This window comes from Streptomyces sp. 378, from assembly GCF_030124145.1.
Lineage (GTDB): Bacteria > Actinomycetota > Actinomycetes > Streptomycetales > Streptomycetaceae > Streptomyces.
The window spans coordinates 55,565-74,445 of the sequence record NZ_JASKMS010000001.1 but is presented as its reverse complement, the minus strand read 5'-3'; the positions used below and the strand labels follow the sequence as shown (position 1 = coordinate 74,445).

The window sequence follows — 18,881 nt, the reverse complement described above, 5'->3', positions numbered from 1 at the left end:
TCCCCGGTTCTACGCTGGCCCCATGTCAGCGATCCGTCTCCTGGTGCTCGGCGCGGTCCGCCGGCACGGGCGGGCCCATGGTTACCAGGTGCGCAACGATCTGGAGTTCTGGGGCGCGCACGAGTGGTCCAACGCCAAGCCCGGCTCGATCTACCACGCCCTGAAGCAGCTGGCGAAGCAGGGAATGCTGCGGCCACACGAGATCGCCCCGTCCACGGCCGGCGGCCCGCCGCGCACGGAGTACGAGGTCACCGAGCAGGGCACCGAGGAGTACTTCAGGCTGCTCCGGCAGTCCCTCACCGCCTACGACCAGAAGCCGGACGTGCTCACCACCGCGCTCGGTTTCATGGTCGACCTCGGCCGTGAGGAGGCCCTCGGCCTGCTCGAACAGCGGGTGCGCGCCATCGAGGAGTGGCGGGCCACCGTCGTCAAGGACTACCTGCCCGCGCAGGGCCCGGAACAGCTCGGCCACATCGGCGAGATCATGAACTTCTGGGTCCACTCGGCCGACGCGGGTGCGGAGTGGACCCGCGATCTCATCGAACGTGTCCGCGCCGGCGCCTACACCTTCGCCGGCGAGGGCGACCCGTTCGCCGGCGTGCTGCCGCCCGACGACACCGCCTAGTGGTGAAAGCCGGTCGCCGCCCCCTTGTCCTCGGTCAGCGGGCGCGGCTGCCGGCGCAGATCCGGCAGCAGCCGTTCCAGGTCCTGCGCGAGCAGCTCCGCGAGGTCGGCGGAGAAGCCGTTGCGGCACACCACCCGCAGCACGGACAGGTCCTGACGGTTCTCCGGGAAGGTGTACGCGGGCACCAGCCAGCCGCTCTCGCGCAGCCGCCGGGAGACGTCGAAGACGTCGTACGCCGTGACGTCCGGCGCCGTCGTGAAGGCGAACACCGGCAACTGGTCGCCCCGGGTGAGCAGCCGGAAGTCGCCGAGCGCCGCGACCCGCCCGGCCAGCTCCGTGGCCACGTCCCGCGCGGCCTGCTGGACGGCCCGGTAGCCGTCCCGGCCCAGTCGCAGGAACGTGTAGTACTGGGCCACGACCTGCGCGCCCGGCCGGGAGAAGTTGAGCGCGAACGTCGGCATGTCGCCACCCAGGTAGTTCACCCGGAACACCAGCTCCTCCGGCAGGGCCTCCGCGTCCCGCCACAGCGCCCAGCCGACGCCCGGGTAGACCAGCCCGTACTTGTGCCCCGAGGTGTTGATCGACGCCACCCTCGGCAGCCGGAAGTCCCACACCAGGTCCTCGTCGAGGAACGGCGCGACCATGGCGCCCGACGCCCCGTCGACATGCACGGGGATGTCGAGCCCGGTGCGCTCCCGCAGCGCGTCCAGCGCCGCGCAGAGGTCGGCGATCGGCTCGTAGGAGCCGTCGAAGGTGGAGCCCAGGATGCCGACGACACCGATGGTGTTCTCGTCGCAGAGCTCGGCGGCGGCCTGCGGGTCCAGGTGGAACCGCTCGCCCTCCATGGGCACCAGCCGGGCCTCCACCTCCCAGAAGTTGCAGAACTTCTCCCAGCAGACCTGCACGTTCACGCCCATCACCAGGTTGGGCCGGGCCTCGGGGTAGCGGTCGGCGTTGCGCTTGGCCCAGCGCCGCTTGAGCGCCATCCCGGCGAGCATGCACGCCTCGCTCGACCCGGTCGTCGAACACCCCACGGCACTCGCCGGATCGGGCGCGTGCCACAGATCGGCGAGCATCGCCACGCAGCGCCGCTCCAGTTCGGCGGTGCGCGGGTACTCGTCCTTGTCGATCATGTTCTTGTCCCGGCACTCCGCCATCAGCACCCCCGCCTCCGGCTCCATCCAGGTGGTGACGAAGGTGGCGAGGTTCAGCCGGGCGTTGCCGTCGAGCATCAGCTCGTCACGCACCAACTGGTGGGCGGTCGCCGGGGCCATGGGCTGGGCCGGGAGCCGGTGCGTGGGCGGGGCCTCGGCCATGTCGCCGAGCGGGTTGGCGGGGCCGTAGAAGGGGTTGACGGACAGGCGGCGGTCGCCGGGCCGGGGGAAGCCTTCGGTGAGCGGCATGGGTGCCTCCAGGGGGTGGTGGGGGAGGGGTGGCTTCAGCGGACGGACGTGCCGTCGTGGCGCAGCTGCATCTGCGGCCGGCCCGTCACCAGCAGCCAGGCGGGCAGCGAGGCGACGCAGAGCACGGCGATGATCCCCGGCGAGTCGACCAGCACCGCGGCGACGAACAGGCTGACCCAGCCCTGCCGGGTGATGGCCAGCAGCAGCCCGAGCACGGCGGCGGAGACCCCGATCGAGGGGTGCACTCCGGACACCAGGGCGTGGGCGCCCAGGCCGAGGGCGGTGCCGACGAACACCGCCGGGAAGATGCGCCCGCCCCGGAAGCCGCAGGACGCCGCGACCAGCAGCGCGGCCAGCTTCACGACCGTCAGCAGGGCGTACTCCCCGGCCGACCGGCCGTCCGGGTCCCGCGCGAGTTCGGCGATCTCGTCCAGTCCCTTGAACAGCGTCAGATGACCGCCCAGGGCCGCGAGGGCGCCCAGCACGAGGCCGCCCGCCGGGAGCATCAGCATCGGGTGGCGCAGCCGGTGGAAGACGCCGTGCACGTACGGGAAGGCCCGCACGACGGCCATGCCGAGCAGGGCGCCCACGGAGGCGACCACGATCGCCGACAGCAGGTCGCCCCAGCCGGGCCGGCCGAAGGAGGGCAGGTCCAGATCGAAGCTCGGATGGTCGATGAGGGTGGCGGTGAGGGCACCGGCCGTGCCGGCGGTCAGCGGCGCGAAGACGTTGTCCCACAGCAGCCCGCGGGTCTCCCGCAGGGCCAGCGCCTCCGAGATCACCAGGGCGGCCGCGACCGGCGTGCCGAACAGGGCGCCGATCGTCGCCGCCTCGGCCAGCGCCGGCCAGACGCGGCCCGGCGCCCGCGGCACGAGCCGGGCGCCCAGCCAGGCCGCCAGGGCGACGTTCACGGTGATGACGGGATTCTCCGGGCCGAGACTGGGCCCGCCGGCCAGCATCAGCGCGGTCACCAGCAGCAGTCCCGGCAGTACCACGGGCGGCAGCACAGGGGCGTCCAGTCCGACGGTCGCCGGATCCGGACCGGCGTGCCCCGGCGCCTTCCACACCACCAGCCCGACCGCGACCCCCGTGGCGAAGAGCATCACGAACATCCACGCCACGGAATACCGGCCGAAGCCCAGCGCGTCCGGCAGCGGCCCCCAGAGCACGTCCTGGAGTTCCTCCGCGGCCACCTCCACCCCCACCAGGACCAGGCAGGACAGGATCCCCACGGCCAGAGCGGGCAGGATCGTCGGCAGCAGGGCGCGGGCGGGAGTCGCGGGGGTGACGGAGGGCGCCTGCCGCGCGGAATCCTGGACCACGCGCACACCATAAACGCACTAAAGGGGACAAACGGGGAACGTGCTTGCACCTCACGTGGCGTGAGGCCCGACCGTGGAGCACGGAAGAAGAAGGGAGCGGACGTGAGCTACTCCGTGGGACAGGTCGCGGGCTTCGCCGGGGTCACGGTGCGCACGCTGCACCACTACGACGACATCGGCCTGCTCGTTCCGAGCGAGCGCAGCCGTGCGGGCCACCGGCGCTACAACGACGCCGACCTCGACCGGCTGCAGCAGATCCTGTTCTACCGGGAGCTCGGCTTCCCGCTCGACGAGGTCGCCGTCCTGCTGGACGACCCGGACGTGGACCCGCGCGCGCACCTGCGCCGCCGGCACGAGCTGCTGACCGCCCGGATCGAGAAGCTGCGCAAGATGGCGGCGGCCGTGGAACACGCCATGGAGGCACGCAAGATGGGACTCAACCTCACGCCCGAGGAGAAGTTCGAGGTCTTCGGGGGCAAGGACCCGGAGCAGTACGCCGACGAGGTGGAGGAGCGCTGGGGCGGCACGGACGAGTACGCCGAGTCGCAGCGCCGCACCGCGAGCTACACCAAGGAGGACTGGAAGCGCGTCCAGGCCGAGGCCGCCGACTGGGGGGAGCGTTACGGCGCCCTGATGGCGGCGGACGAGCCGCCCACCGGCGAGGCCGCCATGACCCTGGCGGAGGAGCACCGGCAGCACATCTGCACGTGGTTCTACGAGTGCTCCTACGAGCTGCACCGCTGCCTCGGCGAGATGTACGTCTCGGACGAGCGCTTCAAGGCGTTCTACGACGCGATGCGCCCGGGCCTCGCCGAGCACCTGAAGGACGCGATCGCCGCGAACGCCGCGCGTCACACCGCCTGATCCCCGGCCCGGGGGTGTCTCACTCCCGGGTCAGGACCACCGCCGTGCCGTACGCGCACACCTCGGTGCCCACGTCCGCCGCCTCCGTCACGTCGAAGCGGAAGGCGAGCACGCCGTTGGCGCCACGCGCGCGTGCCTGTTCGACGAGCCGTTCCATGGCCTGGTTGCGGGTCTGCACGAGCGTCTTGGTGAGCCCGCGCAGTTCGCCGCCGACCATCGACTTCAGCCCGGCGCCGATCTGGCTCCCCAGGTGCCGGGAGCGCACGGTCAGGCCGAAGACCTCGCCGATCACCTCGCGCACGTGATAGCCGGGAATGTCGTTCGTGGTGACGACGAGAACGTCGGGCTCCGGGCCCTGTCCGCCGCCGTATTCATCGATGCCCATGGTGCACAGCTTTGACCGGGACCCCACACAGTGCATCCTGAGTACGCCCAAGGAACCTGGTGGAACCTGGGCCATGACGGCTGCGTTGATACCTTGAGGCAGCCAGCCCCGCCCATATCCCACAGCAGCAGGAGCCACATCCCCGTGACCACGCTTGCGCTCGGCCCCGAGTGGCTCAGCCCGGACTACCTGATCTCGACGTTCAGCCTGCCCGGCATCCTGCTCATCGTCTTCGCGGAGTCCGGTCTCTTCGCCTTCCTGCCGGGTGACTCCCTGCTGTTCACGGCGGGCCTCTTCGTCGCCGAGGGCACCTACATCACCCAGCCGCTGTGGCTGGTCTGCACGCTGATCGTGATCGCCGCCGTCCTCGGCGACCAAGTGGGCTACACGATCGGCAAGGTCCTCGGCCCGAGGCTCTTCAACCGGCCCAACTCCAAGCTCTTCAAGCAGGAGAACCTGGACAAGGCCCACGAGTTCATGGAGAAGTACGGCCCCAAGGCGATCGTGCTGGCCCGCTTCGTGCCCATCGTGCGCACCTTCGCCCCCATCGTGGCCGGCGCCGGCCGCATGAAGTACCGCACGTTCTTCACGTACAACGTCATCGGCGGCATCGCCTGGGGCACCGGCGTCACCCTCGCGGGGTACTGGCTCGGCCAGATCGACTTCATCAAGAAGAACGTCGAGTCGATCCTCATCCTGATCGTCCTGCTGTCCGTCGTCCCGATCATCGTCGAGTACCTGCGGGACCGCTCGAAGAAGAAGCGCGCGGCGGCGCAGGCGCCCCTGGAACGGCAGCAGCCCCCCGTGATGGACGACGCCACGACCCAGCTCCGCCGCATCACCCCGCATGACCAGCCGCCCCACCACCAGCCGCAGCAGCCTCCGTACGGCAACCGGAACGGCTACGACGACCAGCAGTACTACGGCCAGTACCCCCAGGCCCCGGGCTACGGCCACCAGCCGCAGCAGGGCGGCGGCCACCAGCCGCAGCAGCCGTACAACGGCGGCTACTGAACCGCCTCACTCCACCGGCCCCACGGCCGCCGACGGCTAGAAACCCCTGGTCCGTTTGGCGGCCCGCCGCTTCTCCGCGGACCCGATCCGCAGGAACATGCGGGAGATCTCCGACCCGAGATTCACCCCGATGGCGATGGCCATGGCGAGCGCCACCGCCTTCGACAGCGACACCAGCCCCTCGTCGATCTCGCTCTGCGCGATGGCCAGCAGCCCGAAGTAGGTGGCCGAACCCGGCAGCAGGGGCCCGATCGCCGCCGTCGTGTAGGGCAGGGCGGAGGCGAACTGATACCGGGACAGCAACTGCCCGAACAGCCCCACCAGCCCCGCGGCCGCCGCCGTGGACGCCACCGGCGAGATGTCCCCCACGTTGTGCATCGCGCCGTACACGACCCACGCGACACCTCCGTTCAGCGTCACCCACACCACGGTGGATCGTTCCTGCTGGAGCAGCACCGCGAACGCCAGGGACAGCAGCATCGACGCGCCGATCATCATCAGCGGGTCGTCGGAGGCCCCGAGCGCCTGGTCGGGGGTGAGCCGCGCCCCCAGCTGCACGCCGAAGTACAGCACCAGCAGCACACCCGCGACGATGCCCACGAAGAAGTACATGACCTCCAGCAGCCGCGCGGACGCGGTGATGTAGAAGCCCGTCAGACCGTCCTGCACAGCCGCCACCAGCGCCCGCCCGGGCAGCAGCGCGAACAGCCCACCGGTGATGACCGCGGAGGCCTTCACGTCCACGTGGCCCAGCGTCAGCGCGACCCCGATCGCGGCCGGCGGCATCGCGGCCACCGTGAACTGGTAGAACTCCGGCAGTCCGCGCCCCGCGCACAGCCACGCCAGCCGGTCACCGAGCATCGCGCCCAGCGCCGCGGCGACGAACACGATCAGGCCGCCGCCCACCAGCACGGAGGCCGCACCGGCCAGCAGCCCGCTCGCACCGGTCAGCACCCAGCCGGAGTAGGGGTGCCGGTTACGGCGGATCTCCGCCAGCCGCCGGTAGGCCTCCTCCAGCGAGACCGCCGTCTCGCCGTCACTGAGGTCGTCCACCAACTGGTACACGGCCGCCAGCCGCGTGTAGTCGGTGCCCCGGCGGCGCACGGTCCGCGACGCCGTGATCGGGTCCTCGACGAGGGACGGCTGGTACGAGATCGCCAGCAGCGTGAAGGTGACATTGGGCTCGCAGCGGTCCAGCCCGTACGACCGGCAGACGGCGAACATCGCCGCCTCCACGTCCTCGGCGCCCTCACCGCCCGCCAGCAGCAACTCGCCGATACGCAGCGTCAGGTCGAGCACGCGCGGCACCGCCGGCCCGCTCTCGTCGCCGCCGCGCTGGATCGACTCCGGCGCCGGCCGCTCCGCCACCGGCATGCGCAGCATCGTGCGCATCCGGTCCTGCCAGGGCACGTCCTTGGTCAGGCTGACCACGGGCATCCCGCTCGGCGGTGTGAAAGCCGTCGGGGGGTGCTTCGCGCTGTAGGTGCTCGGCGGGGTGAACGCCGACCCCTCCTGCTCCACCGGGGGCGCCGCCTGGACGTCCAGCCCCTGCGGCAGGGCGAACTCGGACGTCGCCTCGGACTCCGCACCGACCGCTCTGTGCAGGGCCAGGCCCTCGGGGATCGCGAACTCCGACGTCGTCGACATGTCACCGTCGACGCCGGTCCCGGCCGGAGGCAGAAACGCGCTCCGCACCTCGTCCGACCTCGGCTTGCGGTCCTCCGCGTCCGTCACTGCCTGGCGCTCCCTGTACGACACGTCAGCCTCGTACCCCCCACAGCCTCAGTATGTGCACAGACGGACGAACGGGCCGCACGCGCATGCGTGCGGCCCATCAGCAACAGGAGTCGGAGGTCAGTGACCGCCCTGGTCCTTGAAACGCTTGTAGGACCGCTCGATCTCGGCCTCGGCGTCGGTACGGCCCACCCAGTCGGCGCCCTCGACGGACTTGCCGGGCTCCAGGTCCTTGTAGACCTCGAAGAAGTGCTGGATCTCCAGGCGGTCGAACTCCGACACGTGGTGGATGTCCCGCAGGTGCTCCACACGCGGGTCCGTCGACGGCACGCACAGCAGCTTGTCGTCGCCGCCCGCCTCGTCCGTCATGCGGAACATGCCGATCGCGCGGCAGCGGATCAGACAGCCCGGGAAGGTCGGCTCGTCGAGGATGACCAGCGCGTCCAGCGGGTCGCCGTCCTCGCCGAGGGTGTTCTCGACGAAACCGTAGTCGGTCGGGTAGGCGGTCGAGGTGAAGAGTCGCCGGTCCAGGCGGATACGACCGGTCTCGTGGTCCACCTCGTACTTGTTGCGCGAACCCTTCGGAATCTCGATCGTGACGTCGAACTCCACCGGTGGCTCCTCCATGATCAACACATAGTTCTGGTGGTTAAGTGTCCCTCACGCAGGTGTGTGATCGCGAAAGGGGCTGGTGGTCGTGCCAGAGCTGAGGCCTTGGCGGGCCGCGAGACCGCATGTGGTGCGGCTCGCGGATGCCGTACGACCGCGCCTGGCCCGGGCCGCAGCGGCCACGAAACCACGGCTCGCACGGCTCACACGAACCGGGAAAGCGCAGGTCGCGCGGGTCACGCGGCCGAAGTCCTGGCAGTACACCGCGGGCGCCGCCACCGCCGGGCTCGCACTGGCCGCCGGTGCCGTGACCGCCGCCGGTCCCTGGGACTCCTCGGGTCAGCGTACGGCCGAGCGGGACCGGGCAGTGGCCCTGGGCCGCCCGGGTGGCACAGATCACGGCAGCGCCCCCGGCGCGCCCGGCCGGCCCCGGCCCGCCCCCAGCGCCGGACCGGTGCTCACCGGCCTCGGCGGCGTCAGCACCGTGAAGTCCGCCCCGGAGGGCAAGGCCCTCGCCGGAGCCCTCACACCCCTGCTGAAGGACCCGGCCCTCGGCCCCCGGCCCGCCGCCTCGGTCATCGACGTCACCACCGGCAGGCGCCTGTACGGCAAGAACCCGGACACCGGGCTCACCCCCGCCTCCACCACGAAGATCGCCACAGCCGTCGCCGTGCTGTCCGCCCTGGGCCCCGACCACCGCCTCACCACCCGCGCCGCGCTGGAACCCGACACGAAGGAAGTCGTCCTGGTCGGCGGCGGCGACCCCACGCTCACCGCCCGCGAGAAGGCCGGGGACTCGGCGAGCCTGCGCACCCTGGCCGCCGACACGGCCGCCGCCCTCGCCGACCGGGGCGTCCGCGAGGTCACCCTGTCCTACGACACGACCCTCTACGCGGGCGACGAGATGCACCCGATCGGGGTCGACGGCAACCTCGCCCGCGTCACCCCCCTGATGGCCGACGAGGGCCGCACGAACGACTCGACCAGCGGACCGGCCGAACGCGTGCGGGACCCGGCGGCGGACGCGGCCCGCCGGTTCGGGGACTTCCTGAAGTCCCACGGCGTCAAGACCACGGCCCCCGGCCCGTCCAAGGCCACCACCCGCGCCGACACCCTCGCCGCGGTCTCCTCGCCCCCGCTCTCCGCCCTCGTCGAACGCATGCTGACCAACAGCGACAACGACATCGCCGAGGCCCTCGCCCGCCAGACGGCGATCGCCACGGGCGAGCGGGCCGACTTCGCCGGCGTCGGCAAGGCCGTCAGCTCCCGGCTGCGCAAGCTCGGCCTCCCCCTGAAAGACGCCGCCTTCAAGGACGGCAGCGGCCTGAACCGCGCCGACCGACTGACCCCCGGCCTCCTCACCGCGCTGCTCGCCAAGGCGGCCGACCCCGCCCACCCCGAGCTCCGCCCGGCCCTCACCGGCCTCCCCGTCGCCGGCTTCACCGGCACCCTGACCAGCCGCTACGCGGACGGCGCGGCCGGCGTCGTGCGCGCCAAGACCGGCACCCTCTCGGGCGTCCACGCCCTCGCGGGCACCCTGGTCGACGAGGACGGCCGCCTGCTGGCCTTCGCGTTCCTGGCCGCGGACACCGACCCCGGCCGGCCGCAGGCGACCCAGCAGGCCCTGGACCGAGTGGCCAGCGCCCTGGCGGCGTGCGGCTGCAGATGACGGCCCCGGCGCCGGGCACCGGACGACGGACCCGGCGTCACCCGGCCCTCGCCGCCCTGCCCCAGCGGGCGGCGCTCACGTACGGTTGACGCATGACGAGCATCGGTGGCGCTTCAACCGGCATGGTCGACTGGAATCTCGCGGTCGCGACCGCGACCCGGCTCGTGCGGCCGGGCCCCGAGGTCAGTCGCGACGAGGCCCGGGCCGTCGTCGCGGAACTGCGCCGGCACGCCAAGACCTCGGAGGAACACGTCCGCGGATTCACCCGGCTGGGCACCGAGGAGGGGCACGACACCCCCGTCTTCGTCGTCGACCGGGCGGGCTGGATCCGGGCCAACGTCGCCGGGTTCCGGGAAATCCTCAGGCCCCTGCTCGACAAGATGCAGGAACGGCGCGGCGACACCCCCGGCGGCTCCGTCATGAGCGCCGTCGGCGGCAAGGTCACCGGCGTCGAACTCGGCATGCTGCTGTCCTTCCTGGCCTCCCGCGTCCTCGGCCAGTACGAGACCTTCGCCCCGGCCACCCGCGAACTCCCCTCCGGCGAGAACGGCGGCGGCCGGCTGCTGCTCGTCGCCCCGAACATCGTGCACGTGGAGCGCGAACTCGACGTCGACCCGCACGACTTCAGGCTCTGGGTGTGCCTGCACGAGGAGACGCACCGCACCCAGTTCACCGCCGTGCCCTGGCTGCGGGACCACCTTGAGGGTGAAATCCAGTCGTTCCTCGCGGAGACCGACGTCGACCCCATGACCGTCCTGGAACGCGTCCGGGAAGCCGCCCAGACCCTCGCCGGGGGCCGCCCCGAGGCCGAGGAGGACGACGGGGGCCGCTCCCTCGTCGAGATCGTCCAGACCCCCGCCCAGCGTGAGATCCTCGGCCGCCTCACGGCCGTGATGTCCCTGCTGGAGGGCCACGCCGACTTCGTGATGGACGGCGTCGGCCCGTCCGTCGTGCCGTCCGTCGGCGAGATCCGCGAGAAGTTCCAGCAGCGCCGCGCCAAGGGCGCCTCCCGCCTGGACCTGGCCCTGCGCAAGCTGCTCGGCCTGGACGCCAAGCTCCGCCAGTACCGCGACGGCGAACGCTTCGTGCGGGCCGTCGTCGACGAGGTCGGCATGGACGGCTTCAACCGTGTGTGGACCTCGCCCAACACCCTCCCCACCAAGTCGGAGATCGCCAAACCGGCGGACTGGGTCGCGCGGGTGCATCGCAGGGCGGAGTAGTGAACATCGCGGCACGGTCGTGAAAGGAAATCGGCCGACGGCAGGCGAACGCCCCTCCAATCACCCGTCCGAGGGACCGTGACGGAGGGGTAGGCGTGCAATGCTCGGGGAACGGCCCGGTTCTGTCACCATCTACACACTCTGCGTGACCGTCACGCGGGCTCACCCCCCGAAAACTTCATGAAGGGAACCGGACATGGGTCCCCATCCTGCGGTCGCGGCGATACGCCTGGCGGTCCGCCGCGTCCTCCACGACCTCCTCACCGAACACCACCGCGCCCCCGCCGCGGTCCCGCACGCCTCCCCGCACGAGCCGCAGCAGCCGCCGCTCGTGCTCGTGGCATGCTCCGGCGGCGCCGACTCGATGGCCCTCGCCTCCGCCCTCGCCTTCGAGTCCCCCAAGCTCGGCATCAGGGCCGGCGGCGTCACCGTCGACCACGGACTCCAGCCCGGCTCCGACGCCCGCGCCGCGGAGGTCGTCCAGCGCCTGCGCGAACTCGGCCTCGACCCGGTCGACTCCGTCGCCGTCACCGTCGGCCGCGCCGGCGGACCCGAAGCCGCCGCCCGCGACGCCCGCTACGCCGCACTCGACACCGCCGCCGAACGCCACGGCGCCGCCGCGGTCCTGCTCGGCCACACCCGCGACGACCAGGCCGAAACCGTCCTGCTCGGCCTCGCCCGGGGCTCCGGCATCCGCTCCCTGTCCGGCATGGCCGCGGTCTCGGGGGCCGGCGGCCGCTACCGCCGCCCCTTCCTGGGACTCGACCGGCAGACCGCCCGCAAGGCCTGCATGGTCCAGTCCCTGCCCGTCTGGGACGACCCGCACAACGCCGACCCGGCCTACACCCGCTCCCGGCTGCGCCACGAAGGCCTGCCCGCCCTGGAGAAGGCCCTCGGCAAAGGCGTCGTCGAAGCCCTCGCCCGCACGGCCCGGCTCTCCCGCGACGACGCCGACGCCCTCGACTCCTGGGCCGGTCAGGCCGAGGCCACCGTCCGCGACGACGCCGGACTCCTGGAATGCGCCAAGCTCTACGCCCTGCCGCCCGCCGTACGCCGCCGCGTCCTGCGCCGGGCCGCCATCGCGGCCGGTGCGCCCGCCGGATCGCTGTTCGCCCGCCACATCGAGGAAGTCGACCGGCTGATCACCGGCTGGCGCGGTCAGGGAGCCATCAACCTCCCCGGCAAAGTCGTGGCACAGCGGCAGGGTGGCAGACTGGTGATTCGGCAAGGCTGAACCACGACCCCTCCCCGCAGTCGCCAGGAGGGGCCGTTCGGCCGGTGGGACGACCGAAAGTGATGCGGGTGGACGCGAAAGACATGGGTGCCGACCTCGAGAAGGTGCTCATCACCAAGGAAGAGATCGACGCCAAGCTGACCGAGCTGGCAGCGAAGATCGACGCGGAGTACGCGGGCAAGGACCTTCTGATCGTCGGAGTCCTCAAGGGCGCGGTGATGGTCATGGCCGACCTCGCGCGGGCGCTGTCCACCCCCGTCACCATGGACTGGATGGCCGTATCCTCGTACGGGGCGGGCACCCAGTCCTCCGGTGTGGTGCGGATCCTCAAGGATCTCGACACCGACATCAAGGGCAAGCACGTCCTGATCGTGGAGGACATCATCGACTCCGGCCTGACCCTGTCCTGGCTGCTCTCCAACCTCGGCTCGCGCGAGCCCGCATCCCTCAAGGTGTGCACGCTGCTGCGCAAGCCCGAGGCCGCGAAGGTGGCCATCGACGTGGAATGGGTCGGCTTCGACATCCCCAACGAATTCGTCGTGGGCTACGGCCTCGACTACGCCGAGAAGTACCGCAATCTCCCGTTCGTCGGTACGCTCGCGCCCCACGTGTACGGCGGCTGACACCCCGGCCGGGGTGCCGTGCCGGTGATCGGGAACCCCAGCGGACTTCCCGCCGTTGGAGCATGCGTAGGCGGATCGCCAGTTGTCCCTCGCGGCTTCAGGTGACAATGCTGGGGTACCGTCCGAAGAACAGTCTTTATCAAACTCACTATGGCAGGAGGGACGGGGCGGCACCGCTCCGTATGGATGGACGTGAAGCGATACTTCCGTGGGCCGGTCATGTGGATCGTGCTGGCCGTCCTTGCCGTGGTCGTGTTGATGCAGGTCGTCGGCTCGTCCGGCGGCTACAAGACGGTGGACACCGGCCAGGTCGTCCAGGCGATCAACCAGAACAAGATCGAGTCGGCCAAGCTGACCACCGGTGACGAGCAGACCATCAAGGCCACGCTCAAAGACGGCGTAAAGATCGAGGGCAGCTCGAAGATCCAGGCGAGCTACATCGGCGATCAAGGCGTTGCCATCGCCAATACGCTGCAGAACAAGTACCAGGACGAGCAGATCCCGGACGGCTACACCGTCTCGCCGTCCAAGCAGAACCCGTTCGTCGGCATCCTGCTCTCCCTGCTGCCCTTCGTGCTGATCGTGGTCGTGTTCCTGTTCCTGATGAATCAGATGCAGGGCGGCGGCTCCCGGGTCATGAACTTCGGGAAGTCCAAGGCGAAGCTCATCACCAAGGACACCCCCAAGACCACCTTCTCCGACGTCGCCGGATCCGAAGAGGCCGTCGAGGAGCTCCACGAGATCAAGGAGTTCCTCCAGGAACCGGCCAAGTTCCAGGCCGTCGGCGCCAAGATCCCCAAGGGCGTCCTGCTCTACGGGCCCCCAGGCACCGGCAAGACCCTGCTCGCACGCGCCGTCGCGGGCGAGGCGGGCGTTCCCTTCTACTCGATCTCCGGTTCCGACTTCGTCGAGATGTTCGTCGGTGTCGGTGCCTCCCGAGTCCGAGACCTGTTCGAGCAGGCCAAGGCGAACGCCCCGGCGATCGTCTTCGTCGACGAGATCGACGCGGTCGGCCGCCACCGCGGCGCCGGCCTCGGCGGCGGTCACGACGAGCGCGAGCAGACCCTGAACCAGCTCCTCGTCGAGATGGACGGCTTCGACGTCAAGGGCGGCGTGATCCTCATCGCCGCCACGAACCGGCCCGACATCCTCGACCCGGCGCTGCTGCGCCCCGGCCGCTTCGACCGGCAGATCGCCGTCGACCGCCCGGACATGCAGGGCCGTCTGGAGATCCTCAAGGTCCACCAGAAGGGCAAGCCGGTCGCGCCCGACGTCGACCTGTCGGCCGTCGCCCGCCGTACGCCCGGCATGACGGGTGCCGATCTGGCCAACGTGCTGAACGAGGCCGCCCTGCTGACGGCCCGCAGCGACCAGAAGCTGATCGACAACCACATGCTGGACGAGGCGATCGACCGTGTGGTCGCGGGCCCGCAGAAGCGGACCCGGATCATGTCGGACAAGGAGAAGAAGATCACCGCGTACCACGAGGGCGGACACGCCCTGGTCGCGGCGGCCTCGCCGAACTCCGACCCCGTCCACAAGATCACGATCCTGTCGAGAGGCCGTGCTCTCGGCTACACGATGGTCCTGCCGGACGAGGACAAGTACTCGACCACGCGCAACGAGATGCTGGACCAGCTCGCCTACATGCTGGGCGGCCGCGCGGCCGAGGAGCTCGTCTTCCACGACCCCACCACGGGCGCCGCGAACGACATCGAGAAGGCCACCGGTCTGGCCCGCGCGATGGTCACGCAGTACGGCATGACCGAGCGTCTCGGCGCGATCAAGTTCGGCGGCGACAACACCGAGCCCTTCCTCGGCCGTGAGATGTCTCACCAGCGCGACTACTCGGAAGAGGTCGCCGCGCTCGTGGACGAAGAGGTCAAGAAGCTCATCGAGACCGCGCACAACGAGGCCTGGGAGATCCTGGTCGAGAACCGCGACGTCCTCGACAACCTCGTGCTGCAGCTGCTGGAGAAGGAGACGCTGGGCAAGGAGCAGATCGCCGAGATCTTCGCCCCCATCGTCAAGCGCCCGCCCAGGCCCGCCTGGACCGGCTCCTCCCGCCGCACGCCGTCCACCCGCCCGCCGGTCCTCTCCCCCAAGGAGCTGGCCCTGACGAACGGTGCGAACGGCGCGACGCCGGCCATCTCCACCGCGAAGAGCACCGCGGCGGAGCCCGCCCCGGCGCCCGAGCGGACCCCGGAGGACCGCCCCGAGAGCTGATCCCGGCTCTCCCGGCGGCCCACGGCCCCGGAATGGATGCCGCGCCCCCCAGGTTTTAGCCTGGGGGGCGCGGCTTTTCGCCATTTCCGCAGGCCGCCCCGTGAAGACACAGGAACGAGGCACCAGATGACCGACCCCGTGACGCTGGACGGCGACGGCCGGATCGGCGAGTTCGACGAGAAGCGCGCCGAGAACGCCGTACGCGAACTGCTGATCGCGGTCGGTGAGGACCCGGACCGCGAGGGCCTCCGGGAGACGCCGGCGCGGGTGGCGCGGGCGTACAAGGAGATATTCGCGGGGCTGTGGCAGAAGCCCGAGGACGTGCTGACGACGACGTTCGACATCGGGCACGACGAGATGGTGCTGGTGAAGGACATCGAGGTGTACTCGACCTGTGAGCACCATCTCGTACCGTTCCGGGGAGTCGCACACGTCGGGTATATCCCGGCCACCAACGGCAAGATCACCGGGCTGTCCAAGCTGGCCCGTCTCGTGGACGTCTACGCCCGGCGCCCCCAGGTACAAGAACGCCTCACCACGCAGATCGCGGACTCCCTGATGGAGATGTTGGAGCCGCGCGGGGTCATCGTCGTCGTGGAGTGCGAGCACATGTGCATGTCGATGCGGGGGATCCGCAAGCCGGGCGCCAAGACGCTGACGTCGGCCGTGCGGGGACAGCTGCGGGACATGGCGACGCGGAACGAGGCGATGAGCCTCATCATGGCCCGCTGACGCCCCGCCGAAGCCCCGCGTCAGACCGTCGGGGCCACCCCCGTGCCGTCGTTCTCGTCGTCTTCCGGGAGCTTGCACACGCGTTCCAGGAAGATCGCTGCCGCTATGACGCCGATGCCCGCGAGGACGGAGAGGCCGGCGTAGACGGCCTGGTCGCGGCGGGCGGGGATGTCGAGGGACTCCAGCAGGAAGACGCCGGTGCCGCCGTACATGCCGGAGACGAGGGCGGCGACCAGGGCACTGGCCTGGCCGAAGACGACCGCGCGGGCCGCCATGAGGGGGTCGACGCCCTTGGCCTCGGGGCGGCGCTCGCGCTGGGCCTTGAGCCGGGCGCGGATCGAGAGCGCGGTGGCCAGCAGGATCACGGCGATCACGGCGAGGACGACGGGGGCGGCCAGGGGGACGCTGGGGAGCGTTCCGACCGAGTTCCACAGGCGGGCGCCCGCCCAGGACAGGACTGCGGCCACGACGAAGACGCCGGCCAGCACCCGGATACGCAGCTCTCTCACGGTGTCCCTTCGGTTCCCCCGGCTTCCGGCCCGGTTCGCGGCCGTCTTGACCTTAACGGCTACTCGGGCAGCCGGAGTTCCAGGTCCGCGCGGGGTGTCACGCCGTCGCGGGTGACGGAGTCCAGCAGACCGGCGACGGGGCCGTGGCCGGGCAGCTGCGCCTCGGGGTCCAGGTCGTGCCAGGGGGCCAGGACGAAGGCGCGTTCGTGGGCGCGGGGGTGGGGGAGGGTGAGCCGCGGGTCGTCGGAGACGACCTCGGCGTAGGACACGATGTCGACGTCGAGGGTGCGGGGGCCCCAGTGCTCGTCCCGGACGCGGTGGAAGGCCTCCTCGACCGCGTGTGCGCGCTCCAGGAGCGAGGACGGCGGGAGGGTGGTCTTGAGGACGACGACGGCGTTGAAGTAGGCGGGCTGGCTGCCGGGATCCACGCCCCAGGGCTCGGTCTCGTAGACCGGGGAGACGCCCTTGACGCGGACGCCGGGCGTGTCCTCCAGGGCGTCGATGGCCCCTTGGAGGGTCTCCAGGCGGTTGCCGAGGTTGGAACCGAGGGCGACCACGGCCCGTTTGGGGTTGGACAGCGTCGTGTCGGCGGCGTCGACCTTCTCGACGACGGCGGCGGGCACCGGCTGTACGGTCGGGTCGGTCGGACCCTTGATGAAGGGCGCGGTCATACTCGGCTCCGGGTGATGGTGACGGTCACGTCGTCGAAGGGGACGGTGATCGGGGCGTCCGGCTTGTGGACGCAGACCTCGACCTCCTGTACCACCTCGTGCTTCAGGCAGACCTGGGCGATGCGCTCGGCGAGGGTCTCGACGAGGTCGACGGGCTCGCCCTGGACGGCGGCCACGACCTCCTCGGCCACGATGCCGTAGTGCACGGTCTTCGCCAGGTCGTCGTCGGCCGCGGCCGGGCGGGTGTCCAGGGCGAGGACGAGGTCCACGATGAAGGTCTGGCCCTCCTCGCGTTCCTTCGGGAACACCCCGTGGTGCCCGCGGGCCTTCAGGCCGCGCAGCGCGACACGATCCACGCGAATCACTCCTGCAATCGTCGGTCAGGGCCGGGCGGTGCCGTGTGCGGTCGGCACACCGGCCTCGGTCGAATCTACCTGCGCGCACCGACGGGGCCGGGTCACGGGGTGGGGGATTCGGCCGGGTCCGGCAGGGTTCATCCGGCGTTTTCCCGGGGGAACCCGTCGGCTCACAGGCTGGTAGCCGCCCCTACCCGTGGCTGGGTGCTTCCAACCACTTCCTGGCGCGTACCCACTCAGGTGGGGGTGTCGTCCTGTTCGTCCTCGTCGGTTTCGGCGAGGACGGGGGATGCGTGGTGCGACCAGATCTTCCACCCCTGGGGCGTGCGCCGGAACACGTTGGTGGCGACCACGAGCTGTCCGACGAGCGGGCCGAGCTCCTCGCCGGCGCCCTCGGGGGCGGGGCCGCCGCTGAGGATGTTCTCGGTGCAGTTCACCAGGGCGGTGTCGCCGGTGACCGAGACGTGCACGTCGGTGAGGAAGAACTGGATGTAGTCGGTGTTCGCCATGATCAGCGCGTACGACCGGAGGACCTCGCCGCGGCCGGTGAGCACGGGCCAGCCGGGGTGCACGCAGGAGACCACGCCGGTGTCGGCCGGGTCGTGGTAGGTCTCGTCGACGCCCAGGTCGGAGGGGGTCAGCCAGAGCGACGCGAGTTCTTCGAAGTCACCCTGTTCCAGTGCCTCGTAGAAGGCGGTGTTGGCGGCCTCGACCTGCTCGACGTCGGTGTGCGGGGCGCTCACCGGGTTCCTTCCGCGCTGCTCGTTCCGCGTGCTGCGGTGAGGGCGCGGGCGACCCGGACGGCGTCCGCCGTGGCGCGTACCTCGTGGACGCGGACCGCCCATGCTCCGGCGTGCGCCGCGAGTGCGGAGACGGCGGCGGTGGCCGCGTCGCGTTCGCGTGCGGGGGGTGGCGGGCCGTCGGGGGCGGCGAGGACCCGGCCGAGGAAGCGTTTGCGGGAGGCGGCGACGAGCAGCGGGTGGCCGAGGGCGAGGACCCGGTCGAGGTGGGCGAGGAGGGCGAGGTCGTGCTCGGCGTCCTTGGAGAAGCCGAGGCCGGGGTCGACGATGACGCGGTCGGGGGTGATGCCGCCGGCCAGGACGGCCTCGACGCGCGCGTGCAGTTCGTCGACGACTTCGGTGACGACGTCGGCGTATTCGCCCCGGACGTTGCCGCCCTGGAGGTAGCCGCGCCAGTGCATGACGACGAAGGGGGCGCCGGCGTCGGCGACGGCCGGGATCATGCGGGGGTCGGCGAGGCCGCCGCTGACGTCGTTGACCAGGGCGGCACCGGCCGCGAGGGCCCGTTCGGCGACGGAGGCGCGCATGGTGTCGACGGAGACCGTGACCCCCTCGGAGGCCAGGCCGCGCACGACGGGGATGACGCGGCGCAGTTCCTCGGCCTCGTCGACCCGGGTGGCTCCGGGGCGGGTGGACTCGCCGCCGACGTCGACCAGGTCCGCGCCTTCGGTGACCAGGTCGAGGCCGCGTTTGACGGCGGCCGTGGTGTCGAAGAAGCGGCCGCCGTCGGAGAAGGAGTCGGGGGTGACGTTCACGACTCCCATGACCGCGCAGCGGTCCCATTCGGGTAGGCCCGCCACGCGCCCGCGTCCGCTCTGGTTGCTCATATGTTCAGCGTAGGCCCCGGTGAGGGCCGTCAGGCGCTTCGGCCCGGGCGGACGGCCT

Annotated in this window: 19 protein-coding genes; 9 read left to right on the top strand and 10 right to left on the bottom strand. The window is 71.1% G+C overall.

Going from position 1 to position 18,881, the window contains the following annotated elements; translation table 11 throughout:
* Positions 1-22 precede the first annotated feature (22 nt).
* Positions 23-625: a PadR family transcriptional regulator gene (locus QNO09_RS00345; RefSeq protein ID WP_283967956.1), complete on the top strand. Its 603-nt coding sequence runs from the start codon at positions 23-25 to the stop codon at positions 623-625.
* On the opposite strand, the gene gad is transcribed toward QNO09_RS00345, so the two are convergent.
* Together gad and QNO09_RS00335 are read right to left on the bottom strand one after the other, a co-directional pair.
* Positions 622-2,028 (bottom strand): glutamate decarboxylase, encoded by a 1,407-nt coding sequence (gad, locus tag QNO09_RS00340; RefSeq protein WP_283967955.1) that lies wholly within the window; start codon positions 2,026-2,028, stop codon positions 622-624. The genes QNO09_RS00345 and gad overlap by 4 nt on opposite strands.
* Before the next feature lie 35 nt (positions 2,029-2,063).
* Positions 2,064-3,350, bottom strand: a complete 1,287-nt coding sequence (locus QNO09_RS00335; protein WP_283967954.1) for an ion channel protein — start codon at positions 3,348-3,350, stop codon at positions 2,064-2,066.
* A 102-nt stretch (positions 3,351-3,452) separates the two neighbouring features.
* Here QNO09_RS00335 and QNO09_RS00330 point away from each other — a divergent pair, with 102 nt between their 5' ends.
* Positions 3,453-4,214 (top strand): MerR family transcriptional regulator, encoded by a 762-nt coding sequence (locus QNO09_RS00330; protein ID WP_283967953.1) that lies wholly within the window; start codon positions 3,453-3,455, stop codon positions 4,212-4,214.
* Positions 4,215-4,233: 19 nt separating this feature from the next.
* On the opposite strand, the gene QNO09_RS00325 is transcribed toward QNO09_RS00330, so the two are convergent.
* Positions 4,234-4,599, bottom strand: a complete 366-nt coding sequence (locus QNO09_RS00325) for a YbjQ family protein (RefSeq protein ID WP_283967952.1) — start codon at positions 4,597-4,599, stop codon at positions 4,234-4,236.
* 144 nt (positions 4,600-4,743) lie between these two features.
* On the opposite strand from QNO09_RS00325, the gene QNO09_RS00320 reads away from it, so the two are divergent.
* Positions 4,744-5,613: a DedA family protein gene (locus QNO09_RS00320; protein ID WP_283967951.1), complete on the top strand. Its 870-nt coding sequence runs from the start codon at positions 4,744-4,746 to the stop codon at positions 5,611-5,613.
* Positions 5,614-5,649: 36 nt separating this feature from the next.
* Here QNO09_RS00320 and QNO09_RS00315 read toward each other — a convergent pair whose 3' ends face one another.
* The gene (locus tag QNO09_RS00315; RefSeq protein WP_283967950.1) at positions 5,650-7,347 is read right to left on the bottom strand and encodes a threonine/serine exporter family protein; all 1,698 of its coding nucleotides are present in this window, start codon (positions 7,345-7,347) and stop codon (positions 5,650-5,652) included.
* A gap of 120 nt (positions 7,348-7,467) precedes the next feature.
* Positions 7,468-7,959: an inorganic diphosphatase gene (locus QNO09_RS00310; RefSeq protein WP_007452023.1), complete on the bottom strand. Its 492-nt coding sequence runs from the start codon at positions 7,957-7,959 to the stop codon at positions 7,468-7,470.
* A gap of 79 nt (positions 7,960-8,038) precedes the next feature.
* Here QNO09_RS00310 and dacB point away from each other — a divergent pair, with 79 nt between their 5' ends.
* The 6 genes from dacB (at position 8,039) to folE (ending at position 15,660) form a co-directional block, all read left to right on the top strand.
* Positions 8,039-9,625, top strand: coding sequence for a D-alanyl-D-alanine carboxypeptidase/D-alanyl-D-alanine endopeptidase (gene dacB, locus QNO09_RS00305; protein WP_283967949.1), 1,587 nt, complete (start codon positions 8,039-8,041; stop codon positions 9,623-9,625).
* A 92-nt stretch (positions 9,626-9,717) separates the two neighbouring features.
* A complete protein-coding gene (locus QNO09_RS00300) occupies positions 9,718-10,845 on the top strand; it encodes an Rv3626c family coenzyme F420 biosynthesis-associated protein (protein WP_283967948.1) in 1,128 nt (375 codons plus the stop codon).
* A 196-nt stretch (positions 10,846-11,041) separates the two neighbouring features.
* On the top strand, positions 11,042-12,079 hold the full coding sequence (gene tilS / locus QNO09_RS00295; RefSeq protein WP_283967947.1) for a tRNA lysidine(34) synthetase TilS: 1,038 nt from the start codon (positions 11,042-11,044) through the stop codon (positions 12,077-12,079).
* 62 nt (positions 12,080-12,141) lie between these two features.
* On the top strand, positions 12,142-12,702 hold the full coding sequence (gene hpt / locus QNO09_RS00290) for a hypoxanthine phosphoribosyltransferase (RefSeq protein ID WP_175437120.1): 561 nt from the start codon (positions 12,142-12,144) through the stop codon (positions 12,700-12,702).
* A gap of 186 nt (positions 12,703-12,888) precedes the next feature.
* A complete protein-coding gene (gene ftsH, locus QNO09_RS00285; RefSeq protein ID WP_283968389.1) occupies positions 12,889-14,928 on the top strand; it encodes an ATP-dependent zinc metalloprotease FtsH in 2,040 nt (679 codons plus the stop codon).
* Between the two features lie 126 nt (positions 14,929-15,054).
* The gene (gene folE / locus QNO09_RS00280; protein ID WP_283967946.1) at positions 15,055-15,660 is read left to right on the top strand and encodes a GTP cyclohydrolase I FolE; all 606 of its coding nucleotides are present in this window, start codon (positions 15,055-15,057) and stop codon (positions 15,658-15,660) included.
* 20 nt (positions 15,661-15,680) lie between these two features.
* On the opposite strand, the gene QNO09_RS00275 is transcribed toward folE, so the two are convergent.
* From QNO09_RS00275 to folP, 5 genes are all read right to left on the bottom strand, one after another.
* A complete protein-coding gene (locus QNO09_RS00275) occupies positions 15,681-16,169 on the bottom strand; it encodes a DUF3180 domain-containing protein (RefSeq protein ID WP_283967945.1) in 489 nt (162 codons plus the stop codon).
* Between the two features lie 59 nt (positions 16,170-16,228).
* On the bottom strand, positions 16,229-16,840 hold the full coding sequence (folK, locus tag QNO09_RS00270) for a 2-amino-4-hydroxy-6-hydroxymethyldihydropteridine diphosphokinase (RefSeq protein WP_283967944.1): 612 nt from the start codon (positions 16,838-16,840) through the stop codon (positions 16,229-16,231).
* Positions 16,837-17,196, bottom strand: a complete 360-nt coding sequence (gene folB, locus QNO09_RS00265; protein ID WP_283967943.1) for a dihydroneopterin aldolase — start codon at positions 17,194-17,196, stop codon at positions 16,837-16,839. Before folB ends, folK begins: the two co-directional genes overlap by 4 nt.
* Positions 17,197-17,432: 236 nt before the next feature.
* A complete protein-coding gene (locus QNO09_RS00260; protein WP_283967942.1) occupies positions 17,433-17,939 on the bottom strand; it encodes a nuclear transport factor 2 family protein in 507 nt (168 codons plus the stop codon).
* Positions 17,936-18,823: a dihydropteroate synthase gene (gene folP, locus QNO09_RS00255; RefSeq protein WP_283967941.1), complete on the bottom strand. Its 888-nt coding sequence runs from the start codon at positions 18,821-18,823 to the stop codon at positions 17,936-17,938. The genes QNO09_RS00260 and folP overlap by 4 nt, the downstream gene beginning before the upstream one ends.
* Positions 18,824-18,881 lie beyond the last annotated feature (58 nt).